Below are 12,639 nucleotides of genomic sequence, written 5' to 3' on the forward strand. Positions count from 1 at the left end.
TGCGTCAGGGGGCACAGCCGATCTGCTGCACCATGCTGCGCGCCAGCCCCGCCGACCGGGCGTGGTTGTCGTAAAGCTGTTCCAGCGTCGATGCGGCTGTGCCGGCCCGCGCGTTTTCGACATAGACCTGATAATAGGATTCAGCGGCCTGGCAGCTGGTGCGGGTCTGCACATTCTGGCAATTCGATGGGCAGGTATAGACGGGCGGGCGAACAGTGACACTGCCACCACCGGTACCGCCAGTGCTGCCGGAGCCGCCACTGCTGTTGCTGTCAGAGCTGCCGCTTTCATAGCAACCCGCAAGCACAAGAACTGCGGCGAGGGTCAGGCTGAGCTTCAGAATTTTCAAGGTATTACTCCCGTTTTATCAGGCCGGGCAGGAAGATTGCCTCCCTGATTTGCCCGTCCTGAACCATGTGATCAGGTCAGGCCTAGCACCGGGCAACCGAGGCGGGCTGCACCCAAATGGGTGAAGACCCCGCCCGACAGCAGAGGAAACCGGCATGGCGCGCGGATCGCTCCCCCCAAACGGGTGAGGCGATGCCGGGCCGCATAGGGCAAGGCTTTCTGAAGATCTGATGGGGGAATATGCGTGATGTCAGTCGGGATCGGGATCCGCCAGACCGATGGCCATGCGGATAAGCTGGGGCTGGCCATTCGCGCCGGTCTTCGAGAAGACAGATTTCAGCTGGCTGCGCACCGTCTCGACCGAAAGCGAGGCTGCCGTCGCGATTTCAGCCGGCCGCTGTCCGTCAAGGATGGCGGTGAGAACCCTTGTCTCGGCAGGGGTCAGGCCATAGCGCCGGGCAAATTCAAGCGCCGGTGCAGCGGTCCGCGCCAGAACCGGAGTGAATACGGCAGCCACGGTCTGGCCGCTGAAGGCAATGCCCCCCTCGTTCTGGCCAACCGGCATCAGGGTGATCCCGAAACCGCCATCCTGCAGGGTGACGGGCAACACGGCCCGCGGGCCACGCAGCATCTGTTGCAGCGCGCTCTGGATATCGGGATTGCGAAACCGCAGCGTCGCATTTGGCCCAAGGCTCGCTGCGCGGCCATCTGCCAGGTATTTTTCGGCGGCGGGGCTGACATGGCTTGCCCGGCCCACCGGATCGACCAGCACAAAGCCGACCCCGCCCGCTTCGCTCAGCCAGCCGGTCAGTTCAGCGCCGATGCCGGAATGATGATTGCGCCCGTAAAACTCCGACGCGCGGCGCAGATGCGGGGCAAGGCGGCTCAGAAGCCTGGCCCGCGCGGCATTGCGTTCTTCATCCACGTCTCCGCTGAGGGTGGACAGCAGCAGGAAACGGCCCTCTGTGCGCTCGATGGTCACGCCGACCCCGGTCTCCTGGTCAAAGCGGCGCAGGAAGTCGTTGTAATATTCGGTCCGGTGGAATCTGTCGCGCGCGACCAGTTGCTCGCCAACGATTGCTGTACCGACAGGGGTGCGCCCGACCTGCCACATCCAGGGGTTCAAGGCCCCGTAATGGCTGAGATAATCGCGTTGCGCCACATCCGGGATGCCCGACTGAAGGGTAACGGCGCCTCTGCCGCTCTGACTGTCATGAAAGAAAAGCGTGGCGCATTCCACATCCGCCAGTGCCGCAAGACGACCGATGAACTCCTCCCAACGGGTCTCTCGCAACAGAGAGGCATAGATCAGGGGAATAAGCTCGTCGGCAGCATCCATGGGCGGCGACAATCCCTTCTTTGACTGGCTCTGGTTGAAATGAAAATCACTTCAAAAGTAAGAAAGATGAAACTTCAGACCGTATTTGCTGCTTTTATACTGACCGCGCTGGCGGGCTGTGTCGATGGTTTTGACGACAATGGCGGCTATCTTACCCATTCGGACCATCGGCTGAGCCGGGCCGAGACGGCGCAGGTCCAGTCCCGGATGGACAATTATCTGAAGCAACCAACCCATCTTTCCGGCCTGCGGGCGACCTATAGAATGAGCGATGGCGTGGTGCCTGTCTGTGGCTATGTCACGGATGGCCGGGCCCCGCCGGCTCTCTTTGGCGGCGTGCTGGGCGCCGGTACGGGAGGGGCTTTCGTGCTTCATAATATACCGGGCAAAGGGCAGGATCCGGCACGGATCGCGTCGGTCCGCGCCTTTTGCAACGCCCATCACATTGCGATCTGAGCCGATCGTGCAAATGCCTCACAGATAGACCGCATGAGCCCGATGTCTGAACGTGTCAGACATCGGGTCAATATTTCGGGCAATATGGCATGAGCATAAGAGGTCTGTTGCCTGCACCCTTGTGTTTAAAAACGATGTTCAGACCGAAGCAGACCCAAGGGGTTCAGTCGCACCTTCAAATCCTGGGATCAGACACGCGAGACCGCTCGGGCAGAGATATCCGAACGGTCCTTCGCCATCTTCGATTCAGGTCTTCCCAAGTCGCATTTTTTACACTCCCTGCGCGGGAGAAGTCGTGCCTTTGCCGCTTTCCTCCTCGGTCAGGACGACAACGCGCGCGCCGGACCGGACGAGCGTTTCCAGTTCGATCACATCCTGATGGAACATGCGGATGCAACCGGCCGAGGTCGCATTTCCGATTGACCCCATGTCGGTCGTGCCATGGATCCGGTAATAGGTATCGCGATTGCCTTTGTGCAGATATAGCGCTCTCGCCCCCAGAGGGTTCATCAGGCCGCCTTCCATGCCGCCACTCAGATGGGCATATTGTTCGGGGAACTCGCGGATCATGTTCTGCGTGGGGATCCAGCTGGGCCAGTCCCGCGAATAGGGAATATGGGCAGTTCCGGAAAATGCACGCCCCTGATCCCCGACGGCAACAGCATAGCGGATCGCCCGGTTTCCCGGCTGGACATAATAAAGAAACCGCTGCCAGGGATCGACGATGATGGTGCCTGGCTTTTCATCCGTCCAGTAATCCACTTCGCGCCGGATATTGCGGTCGCTCAGATATCGGGAGGGGACGGCGGGCACTTCGAACCCGCCATCCTGCAGCCCGGCATAATGGGCGGCAACCTCCGGGGGCAGTTCGGGTTGCGGCGGCGCAACCGGCTCTGGTGCAGTGGCACAGGCCGCAAGCAGGCCCAATGCGCCCGCCGCCATCAGCATTCGACAAAATCGGTTCAGCATCAGTTCGTATTCCTGAGAAAGGCGATACCGGCAAGCAATTGCGCACGAGAGATTTCCCCCAAATGCGCGGCTTGCAGCCGGCCATCGGCATCAATGAACAAGGTGGCGGGCAACCCCATGGAGCCGAAATGCCGCATCATCTGCGAGCCGGGGTCCATCACCGGCGTGATGACAATGCCCGACTGCGACAGATAGGTGCGGACAGTTTCGGCGCCTTCGCCCTGGTTGATGAAATGCAGGTCGATCGCCGTTTCCTGCGCCGCAATCTCTGCCATCATCGGTATTTCGCGCCGGCAGGGCGGGCACCAGGTAGCCCAGAGATTGATGACCATCGGCCGCCCCTGCCAGCTTGCAGGCAGGACCGGATCACCCGACAGCGAGGACAGCAGGACATCTTTCGGCAAGGCCACATCCGGCCCGCGCGCCAGCTGATGCACGACATTCCAGGCCGCAAATGCGATGACCACGCTGCCCGCAACCGGCAAGACAAGGTTAGCCTGCCGCCGGAGATACCAGACCGTCACCACGGCAAAGCCCGCAATCCCCCAAAACGGGCTGAAGCCGCCCTGCCAGAAGGCGAAGATGCTCAGCGGTTCGGCCAGATAGACAGAGGCATGTTGCGCAACAAAACCCAGCCTTGCGGTGAGCGCCGCGCCGATGATGGCCGCGCTGGCCCAAAGGCTGATGGCGGGCTCGGTCTTGCGGGCGATCAGGCCTGTCACCAGCAAAAGAACCAGCACTCCGGCAATGACCGGCGCGCGCTCGGCCGAAAGGGCGAGCGGCCCGAGTGAAATCCCGCCCATCAGTCCGCAGCCTGGACCAGAGCTGCCGAGGTCCGGATGTCTTCGGCCCCGATGGTGCCGATCAGGCGGCTGTCTGCGGCCTCGCGGTTATGGCGGTCGAGGAAGATCATGGTGGGCGGCCCGGCGGCCTCGATCATCTGCATCAGCTCCCGCGCATCGGCACCGGTCTCGCTGACATCCGCCTTGACGAGAAGAAAATTGCCAAGTGCGGTGGTGACGCCCGGATCGGGCATGACGCTGCGCTCGATCCTCTTGCAGGTCACGCACCAGTCGGCGGTCAGATAGATCATTGCCGGGCGATCCGCAGCGGCCAGCGTCTGGCTCAGCCCGGCTGTGGTTGTGACCTCGGCAAATGTCAGATCCGGACCCGCTGCCCGGGCAGATCCGGTCGCGACCGAGAGCGGGGCGAGCGGGCGCAGCGGGTCCGTGCCACCGAGCGCCGCGCCGAGGCCCAGAACTGCCGCGGCAAACAGGGCGACAACGCCGCCGGTGCGCAGCAGACGGTTCTCAGGTGCTGCCCCGGGTTCTTGCCGGTCGAGCACGCCCAGGGAAACCGCGACCCCGGCCAGCAGCACGGCCCAAAGCAGAAGGATCGCCGGGCCGGGCATCAGCCGCTCCAGCAGCCAGATCGCCATGCCAAGGAAGACCACCCCAAAAATGCGCCGCATCGCCTCCATCCAAACGCCGGCCTTCGGCAGGATCTTCGCGCCGAACGTGCCTGCAAGAAACAAAGGCACGCCCTGGCCAAGCCCCAGCATGAACAGCGCCGCCGCGCCCAGGGTCACATCGCCGGTCTGGGCGATATAGATGAAGGCACCGGCCAGGGGCGCCGTGACACAGGGCCCGACGATCAGCGCCGACGTGAAACCAAGCGCCGCCGCGCCACCAAGCGAGCCGCGCCGCCCTGCTCCGCCCGAAAGCCTGGCCGTCAGCCCCGCCGGAAGCCGGAGGTCGAACAGGCCAAAGCTCGACAGGGCCAGCGCCAGAAACAGCGCCACCACCGCGCCGATCGCCCAGGGCGATTGCAGCAGGATCTGCAAATTCTGGCCTGACCAGCCCGCCACCGCGCCCAGCAGCGCGAAAGCGGTGGCCATTGCCAGAACATAGGCCCCGGACAAAGCCGCGCCGCGCGCGGGGGTCAGGGTCTCGCCCTGCCGCGCCAGCATGCCCGCAAGGATTGGCACCATGGGAAAGACGCAGGGTGTCAGCGCCAGCATCAGGCCAAAGCCGAAAAACGCCAGCAGGACCAGCGCGGCACCGCCCTGTCCGGCCAGGCTGGCCAGAAGACCTTTATCCTCGACCAGATGCAGGCCGCTGCCGCCGGCTGGTGCGGCCGGCACGGCGCTTTCAGCCGGCGGGGTCGCGCCCGACCAGTCGGCCAGCATCAGCGTGCTGGTCACAGGCGCATAGCAGATCCCGTCTTCCTGACAGCCCTGCCAGGTGATACGCACCTCGCCCCCCGCTTGCGGCAGAACCGCCGTGGTGGCGTTGTAATAGACCTCCACCGCGCCGAAATTCGGATCTTCCTTCAGCTTGCCGGCATGGGTTTCGATATCAAGCGCCGTGCCATCCACTGTTTCCGCCTTAATGTGCTCCCGATAGAGGTAATATCCCTCTTCGATCTGCCAGCCGATCTCGCTCCGGCCCTCCGCGCTGTCCAGAAGCTCGATCCGGAAGGCGATTTCCGGGTCCAGCGGCTGGGTGCTGCGGGTGGGAAAGCTGAATTGTTGCGCGAGGACCGATCCGGCCACAAACAGCCAAAGCAGCGGGATCAGGACCAGAAGGCGGATTATACGGGGGGAGGAGTTGAGGCTTTGCATCATGAGGCCCCAGTTCCCGGGGCGGGCTTAACCAAAACTTAAGCCTGCCCCGGGCCGAAAACACGAAATCGCGATTGGCTTACAGCAGGTCACGACGTGCCTGTGCAACAAGGGCGGTCAATGAGGCCAGATCCTGCCCGCCAAACAGCCCGTCATGCCCCGCGATGAAGGTCGGTGTGCCGGCAAGGCCCAGGTGATCGCCAAGTTGCATCGAGTGATCGATATGGCCCAGCACTTCCGCACTCTCCATGTCGCGCTTCAGCCGCGCTTCGTCGAGCCCGGTCTTGCGGACCACCGCCATGACCGAGGTCTCCTCAGCCTTGCCCCTGATCTGCATCAGCGCCTCGTGAAACTCCAAATACCTGCCCTGTTTCAGGGTGGCCAGCGAGGCCTGGGTCGCGAAATACGAGCCCTCACCGAAGATCGGCCATTCGCGGAACACGACCCGCAGCTTCGGATCGGCGGCGATCAGGCGTTTCATCACGGGAACCGCAGTCCGGCAATGCGGACAATTGTAGTCGAAGAATTCAGTCAGGGTGATATCGCCTGCCGGATTGCCCAGTACCGGCGCAAAGGGCTGGCGTTCGATCTCGTCGCGCAGTTCGGGCGGCATCGGGTTGTCATGACCGAAACCGGCACGGGCGCCCAGTGAAAGCGCACCAAAGCTTGCCAGACCCAGTCTGAGCGCTCCGCGCCTGTCCATCAGCTTCATGTTTCGCTCCTTCACCCGGTTATATCTGGTGCGGCCCGGTCCGCCGGGGCACGACCAGCACATCGCTGCCGCAGGATGCCTGCAATCAGCCCGGACTTAAGCCGGGCTTAAACCGACCATGTAACTGGCAGAAAATGATAAAGTAAAAGGCGATTTATGCGGGTTCTGATCATCGAAGACGATGACATGCCGCGTGACGGCCTGACGGCGACCCGAAATTCGAGCCGCCGTGCAGGTTGGCAAGGCCACTAAAATGTCGGACGCCTGGTGCGAGAGACTGACCAGGTTTGGGCTGGAGCTTTTCGCCCGGGCAGACATCCGTCTTCACATCAACCCCCGGCCATTCTGGACAGACCAGGCCATTGAAACAAAAGCGCGCCACCCAGAACCAGTCCTGCGCCGAGGACCCGCCAGAGGTCAAAGGGTTTGGGCACCAGCCCCATCAACCCGAACCGGTCGATGATGAGAGATCCGATAAGCTGGCCCGCGATCACGGCGATCATGAAACCCGCCGCGCCCATCATCGGCATAAGAAAGATCGCCGCAGAGACATAAATGATCCCCACCAACCCACCGATCCATATCCATTTCGGCTGTGCCAGGGCCGCACCCGGATCCGGCATCGGCACCCGCAATGCGATCAGCGCCGGCAGAATGCAGATCAGGCTGACGATCAGTGAGGCAATTGCGGCCCAGAGCGGATGACCAAGTGCCCGGCCAAGCGCGGCATTGGCTCCGCCCTGAAATGGCACCAGCGCGCCGGCAATCAGGGCAATAAGAAAAAGGACAAGGGCTGGCATTCCGGACTCCGTTGATTGGTTGGCCCCGGAATACGTCATTCTCAATGTATATGGGAAAGTCGATAATCTTCCCATACTATGTCTGGCATGAATAATCTTCGTTCCATTGACCTGAATCTGCTCGTTGTGCTGGATGCCCTGCTGGCCGAACAGCACCTGTCCCGTGCGGCGGCCCGGCTGAATATGAGCCAGCCCGCCATGAGCCATGCCCTCGGCCGGTTGCGGCTTCTCCTCGGGGATCCGCTGTTCCGGCGTGAGAGCGGGCAGATGCTGCCGACACTTCGCGCCCTCGCACTTGCCCGGCCATTGACCGAAGCCATGGCCCAGATCCGCAGTGTACTTGGGCCGGAGGGGTTCGACCCGGCCACAGAGCATGTGTTTCGCCTTGCCATGTCGGATTACGGGGCGGGCCTTCTTCTGCCCGGGCTGATGCAACGCCTGCGCAGTGAAGCACCCGGCATAGAGCTGATCATTACCCAGCATAGCCGCGAAGCCATGATCGCGGGCGTGACAGATGGCACGCTGGACCTCGCGCTTGGCGTCTTCCCTGCAGTGCCCGCCCCGTTGGCACAGGAGCTTCTGTTGGAAGATCGCTATGTCTGTGTGGTCGATCGCGCCCATCAACCGCCCCTGCCTGACGGGATGACACGCGAAGCATTCCGGGCGGCAGCTCATGCGCATGTTGCGGTGCAGGGCGAATTCGCCACCGAGCTCGATCTGGCCCTTGATGCACAGGATGGGCCCCGGCACGTGGCGCTTGTCCTGCCGCATTGGGGCATCGCGCCTCAGGTCATCCCCGGCACCGATCTGATCCTGACCGTGGCCCGGCGCAGCCTGCCGCTCAAAGTTCATCCGCTGACGGTTCTGGAACCGCCATTTCCCCTGCCCCTGATCCCGTTCAGCGCGCTCTATGCCAGACGGCGCCGCGCGGATCCCGCGCTGCGCTGGCTGCTGGCCCGCATCCACGATGTGGTTGAACCGGCGGCGCTGCAGGTTCCGCCCTGATTGGCCGCGCGTCCGATTGCGTGCCAAAGCCACGCCCGCCCCCGGAAGGGCTGACGTGGCCCGCCTGTCACACTAGGACTGAAGCGCCCAACGGCGGTGAAGCTCCGCGACGTCACCGCTCGTCAAAAGGGGCATCGCCGCCCTGAGCTGGTCCTCCGGCCAGTCCCACCAGCGCATCTCCAGAAGCATTCCGATCAGCCGGTCTTCGAACCGCTTCCGGATCAACCTGGCCGGATTTCCGCCCATGATGGCATATGGCTCGACGTCTTTGGTGATCAGCGCCCTGGTGCCGATCACGGCGCCATCGCCGATCCGGACCCCAGGCATGATGATCGCCTCGGAGCCGATCCAGACATCGTTGCCAATCACCGTATCGCCGGCCGGCAGGAAACCATTCCCTGCACCCGCGAAGGCGGGCACCTCTGGCATCCAGTAGAACGGAAAGGTGCTGACCCAATCGGCGCGGTGACCCTGGTTTCCGGCCATGACGAAGGCCGCGCCGGAGCCGATCGAGCAGAAACTCCCGATGATCAGCCGGTCCGCGCCCTGGTCCGGCAGGAGATAGCGGGCGCAATCGTCAAAGGGGTGACCATGATAATAGCCGGAGTAATAGCTGTAGCGCCCGACGATGATATTCGGATTTGTGACCTGCTTGTCCAGCGTCACGCCCTTGAACGGGCTTTCGAATGCGTTCTGCATATTGGGTCTCGCTTGAAGATCGATCTGATCGCTTGCCCTGAGGGCACGCGGTTACCGCGCACTGCCGGCCAGCGGCGTGCGAAGCGGGCCTCCGCAAAAGCAGAGGCGGTGTCAGATCGTTCGTCGAGCGGCTTTCATGGGGGGCAGAACCTCTCCTATACGCCGCCGATCATCGCATATTCCGGCGCCTCATCGCAACCGGCGCGGATCTATCAACTGCATCCGTTCGGAAATCGGGCTGGCGCTTATGCGCAGCCTTTCCACGTCAAGATACAGATCATTCTGGCGGGCCGGTTGCGACAGGGCTCTGGGCGCGCCTGAATGAAGGGCTGACCTGATGGGAGAGCCACCTGTCGCCCACGGTGCGCTTAGGGAGGCAGAAGCATGCTCATGAACGTTGATTGGGCGTAGAGCGGTCTGAAAGCGGCGCAGCGTGGCGCCCGCAGCGAGCTTGGGACAGCGGTCATTCAGGCAGCTGACCTTTGTGCCGGCTCACGCTGAGCCTCGGATGCCGGAATGTGTGCCTCATTCCACTTGTTTGTGGAAAAAGGAGAGGAGCGCTGCCTCGCCAAATACCGCGCTCAGCTTTCAATACACATGCTGATACCCCCTGCCAGCGATGATCCATAAATCGTCGCGGGGTTCATTGCCTTTTCGACCTCGGCCTGGAAGGGCTCTCCCAATGCGGCGATATAGGACCCGGCGCAGCTGCAGACTTCATCCAGCGTCTGTCCCGCCTGCCTGACCCGGGCCTTAGCATCCATCGGATCGAAGCCAGGGAGCAGCATGGTGTCGTCGAAGGCCATGCGGCAGGCCTGAATGTCCCCCTCATCGGCGGGAAAAACATTGTCGGCAAGGACCTCTTCAATGGTCGGGCCGGTGTCATCCTCCTGCGCTGCTACGTCTGAGAGGGTGAAATTCAGATCACTCTTCTCAAGACCGAGGTCAATGCCAAGACCGTCCTCGCGCGCCGCTGCCGCGAAATCGGCATCGGGCATGCAGGCCACGAAGCTTGCGCGCAGGAAGGATGCCATCAGCGCATAATCGCTCTCTTCTTCGATTTCGTCCAGCAGCCAGGCGGTCATCTCGTCATCGCCCGAGCCGCGGAATTCGGCGGCAACGCAGGTGCAGAAGGCCTCTTGCGGGTAGTTCATGGCCACAAGGTCGCGCAGGAAGGGCTGGCTGTCGAAATCCCCGATGTCGCGGACAAAGGACATGGCGCAATAACTGCGGCCCATATCGGTGAGTGTTTCCGCGACATTATAGCTTTGGGCAGAGGCGGGCCCGAGCGGTGTAAGGCTCAGGGCTGCGATCAGAAAAAGGCGAGGCATATCAGCTGTCCATCTGGAGAATGTGCCATGCCGCAAGTTGGCCCCGCAGCATGGCGATGTCATCGGCCCCCCCGAGGCAGGCCAGGGCCGGGCCGCCTGGGGTCATTCGCCGGCAAGGGCAGCGGTGCTTCTGCCCCTGCGGGCCAGCACGATCAGTGCAGTTGCAAGCAGCGCCACGGCGGCCATTGCGATGAGCGAGACCAGCGGGCGATGGGCAAACCAGGCAAAGGCGATCACCAGAAGGCCCAGACTGCTCCCCATCAGGGCAGCGATCAGGCCGGTGCCAAAGCCCATGACCGCACCAAGGACGGGCAGCACGCTGGCCAGCACCGTCAGCGGCCGCAGGATCAGCGCAAATCCGACAATCAGACCGATCACCGCCCCGATCCGCAGCCCCCAGGTGGTGGTGCTGTTGCTGTCCGCCGCCGTGGCGAACATGTCCTTCGCGTCGCGACTGCCCTTCTCCACCATCAAAAGCGCGTTGCCGCTGTCGGTGCGATACCGGCCAAGGCCGCTGTCATGCTGGCGCCCGATCACCGAGATCACCCCAAGTGGTACAAGGCTGTAGGTGATGCGGTAATCCCCGACCGCCGGGCTTTCGGGATTGCGTCCAAGGTAGAGAGTGCCCTGATGGATCGTGGCAAGGGTGCCGGGCGCAACCGCCGCGCGGATCGTGGCAAGCTGGTCCTCGCTCAGCCGTTGCGCGGGGCCTGCGCCCAGCTGCGACACGGCATCCTCCTCCAGCCCATAGGCGCCAACGCTGACCCCTTCGGCAATGCGCCCCAGCGAGGCATAGGCCATCGGCGGATTGGCATGCCCCTGCGGTTCCTTAAAGCCGGCCGGATCCTGCCAGCTGCTCTGCCAGTCCGTCGCATAGCTATAGGTGGTGACCTGGGTCTCGGTGCCGCCGGTGGCGGTGCTTTTCTCAGTCCGGCTGCTTTGCACCCATTGATACATCTCGACCTTGCGATCGAGGCGCAGGCCGGCAAACTCCAGCCCGAAATCCGGGTCACGGATCGGGGCGCTGGCCGAGGTGGCGCCCGCAACATGGATCAGCGCACCGTTGAAAACCGGGTCGATCTGATCAGCCGGGCGCTCGACCACAAGGCCCGCGCCCTCGCTGAGCGATCTTGCCGTCTGGACAGCGCGGCCCTCATTCCAGAACAGCGCACCCACCATGGCACTGATGAGCGCGGCCCCGGTGCCGATACCGACGAGCGATTGTTTCAGGCGTTCCCCAAGACTGTGGCTTACGGTTTCTTCAACAGACATTCCCATTCCCTTCCCGGCCGGTCCCGCAATGCTGCGCTGTGCCGTAAGGCCCCAAACATCAGGGCATGTGCTGACTGCTCTATCGGGCGGCATCCTGGACGCACACTCAACCAAAAGGGGTAGGTTCTGCGATGCTGCTGCTTGCCGCCAGGGGCAACTCTCCCTAATCATTTCCGCTGAGATTTCACCTTTCGGATATTTTCCGCCTCATGGCTGTGCCGCGATGATTTCAACAGAGCCCGGCCAGGAGCCGCTTGCCGCACAGCCGTTTCTGCCGCGCGAGGCGCTGGTCGGGCTGATCCTGCGGGCTGCGGCGCCCCTTATTGTACTTTGCGCCCCGGCAGGCAGCGGCAAGTCCATGACCCTGCTGGCCCTGGCACAGGCCTTGCGCGCGCGAAGCCAGGACTGCCACTGGACGGCGGCGGCAAACCTGGCGGGCGCCCCCATGACGGCACGCTGCTGTTTGATGCGGGCACCTGGTCCAGTGACCTTCTGAAAGGGATCGGCGCACGTCTGCCGCGCCAGCGCATTGTGATCGCCCTGAACGGCCCCTTGCCACAGCCCCTGCGGGATGCATGGATTGCCGGGCGAGCGTGCCTCATCACCGGCAGCGATCTGGCCTTTACCCCGCAGGAAGCGGCGGTGCTTTTCGGCCAGACGCAGATCCAGATCCAACCCTCGCGCGAGACGCAGCTTTTGCATCAGTTCACCCGGGGCTGGCCACTGGGGCTGGGACTTTTGTCACGCGAAACAGGGCGGGCATTTGCGCTGATGCGTCGGGATGGCATCAGCCAGCCGCTGCCTTCCAGCCTGAGCCTGTGGATTGACGACTGGATGCAGGCTTGCCTCACCAGGCAAGAGCGGGCGCTCTTGATGGATCTGTCGGTTTTCGGCGATTTCCCGGCGTCACTTCTGGCCGCGCTGCCCGCCGCGGCCCGCCCTGATGATGCCGGTGCGCCATGCCTTTCCCGCCATCTGTTCGAAGACGGGCTGTTTCTGCATCAAAGCGAGAGCCGTCCCGGCTGGTTCAGCCTCATGCCGGCCTTTGCCCGTCATCTGCGCGACAGGCTTGACCTCTGAATAGC

Annotated in this window: 14 protein-coding genes; 4 read left to right on the plus strand and 10 right to left on the minus strand. The window is 63.1% G+C overall.

The window, feature by feature from the left end; translation table 11 throughout:
* Positions 1-4 precede the first annotated feature (4 nt).
* Both BLW25_RS19470 and BLW25_RS19475 read right to left on the minus strand, forming a co-directional pair.
* Complete coding sequence (locus BLW25_RS19470) at positions 5-349, minus strand: hypothetical protein (protein WP_092903260.1); 345 nt, start codon at positions 347-349, stop codon at positions 5-7.
* 249 nt (positions 350-598) lie between these two features.
* Positions 599-1,687, minus strand: a complete 1,089-nt coding sequence (locus BLW25_RS19475) for a helix-turn-helix transcriptional regulator (RefSeq protein ID WP_092903262.1) — start codon at positions 1,685-1,687, stop codon at positions 599-601.
* 66 nt (positions 1,688-1,753) lie between these two features.
* Here BLW25_RS19475 and BLW25_RS19480 point away from each other — a divergent pair, with 66 nt between their 5' ends.
* The gene (locus BLW25_RS19480) at positions 1,754-2,143 is read left to right on the plus strand and encodes a hypothetical protein (RefSeq protein ID WP_092903264.1); all 390 of its coding nucleotides are present in this window, start codon (positions 1,754-1,756) and stop codon (positions 2,141-2,143) included.
* Between the two features lie 270 nt (positions 2,144-2,413).
* Here BLW25_RS19480 and BLW25_RS19485 read toward each other — a convergent pair whose 3' ends face one another.
* From BLW25_RS19485 to BLW25_RS19505, 5 genes are all read right to left on the minus strand, one after another.
* Complete coding sequence (locus BLW25_RS19485; RefSeq protein WP_092903266.1) at positions 2,414-3,112, minus strand: L,D-transpeptidase; 699 nt, start codon at positions 3,110-3,112, stop codon at positions 2,414-2,416.
* On the minus strand, positions 3,112-3,915 hold the full coding sequence (locus BLW25_RS19490; protein ID WP_092903268.1) for a TlpA disulfide reductase family protein: 804 nt from the start codon (positions 3,913-3,915) through the stop codon (positions 3,112-3,114). The genes BLW25_RS19485 and BLW25_RS19490 overlap by 1 nt, the downstream gene beginning before the upstream one ends.
* Entirely contained in the window at positions 3,915-5,735 is a 1,821-nt protein-coding gene (dsbD, locus tag BLW25_RS19495; RefSeq protein ID WP_253188594.1) for a protein-disulfide reductase DsbD, read from the minus strand. Before dsbD ends, BLW25_RS19490 begins: the two co-directional genes overlap by 1 nt.
* A 79-nt stretch (positions 5,736-5,814) precedes the next feature.
* Complete coding sequence (locus BLW25_RS19500; RefSeq protein ID WP_253188595.1) at positions 5,815-6,447, minus strand: DsbA family protein; 633 nt, start codon at positions 6,445-6,447, stop codon at positions 5,815-5,817.
* 329 nt (positions 6,448-6,776) lie between these two features.
* Complete coding sequence (locus tag BLW25_RS19505) at positions 6,777-7,247, minus strand: DMT family transporter (RefSeq protein WP_092903270.1); 471 nt, start codon at positions 7,245-7,247, stop codon at positions 6,777-6,779.
* An 87-nt stretch (positions 7,248-7,334) separates the two neighbouring features.
* Between BLW25_RS19505 and BLW25_RS19510 the strand changes: the two genes are divergently transcribed.
* The gene (locus BLW25_RS19510) at positions 7,335-8,252 is read left to right on the plus strand and encodes a LysR substrate-binding domain-containing protein (RefSeq protein WP_216279433.1); all 918 of its coding nucleotides are present in this window, start codon (positions 7,335-7,337) and stop codon (positions 8,250-8,252) included.
* A 72-nt stretch (positions 8,253-8,324) separates the two neighbouring features.
* On the opposite strand, the gene catB is transcribed toward BLW25_RS19510, so the two are convergent.
* Positions 8,325-8,951: a type B chloramphenicol O-acetyltransferase gene (gene catB, locus BLW25_RS19515; protein ID WP_092903274.1), complete on the minus strand. Its 627-nt coding sequence runs from the start codon at positions 8,949-8,951 to the stop codon at positions 8,325-8,327.
* A gap of 12 nt (positions 8,952-8,963) precedes the next feature.
* On the opposite strand from catB, the gene BLW25_RS19520 reads away from it, so the two are divergent.
* Positions 8,964-9,272, plus strand: coding sequence for a hypothetical protein (locus BLW25_RS19520; protein WP_092903276.1), 309 nt, complete (start codon positions 8,964-8,966; stop codon positions 9,270-9,272).
* A 260-nt stretch (positions 9,273-9,532) separates the two neighbouring features.
* Here the strand turns inward: BLW25_RS19520 and BLW25_RS19525 are convergent, their stop codons facing one another.
* A complete protein-coding gene (locus BLW25_RS19525; RefSeq protein WP_092903278.1) occupies positions 9,533-10,282 on the minus strand; it encodes a hypothetical protein in 750 nt (249 codons plus the stop codon).
* A gap of 102 nt (positions 10,283-10,384) precedes the next feature.
* Positions 10,385-11,554, minus strand: coding sequence for a TMEM43 family protein (locus BLW25_RS19530; RefSeq protein WP_171909658.1), 1,170 nt, complete (start codon positions 11,552-11,554; stop codon positions 10,385-10,387).
* A 330-nt stretch (positions 11,555-11,884) separates the two neighbouring features.
* Here BLW25_RS19530 and BLW25_RS19535 point away from each other — a divergent pair, with 330 nt between their 5' ends.
* Entirely contained in the window at positions 11,885-12,634 is a 750-nt protein-coding gene (locus BLW25_RS19535) for a winged helix-turn-helix domain-containing protein (RefSeq protein WP_092903282.1), read from the plus strand.
* Positions 12,635-12,639: the final 5 nt, after the last annotated feature.

This window comes from Rhodobacter sp. 24-YEA-8 (assembly GCF_900105075.1).
Lineage (GTDB): Bacteria > Pseudomonadota > Alphaproteobacteria > Rhodobacterales > Rhodobacteraceae > Pseudogemmobacter.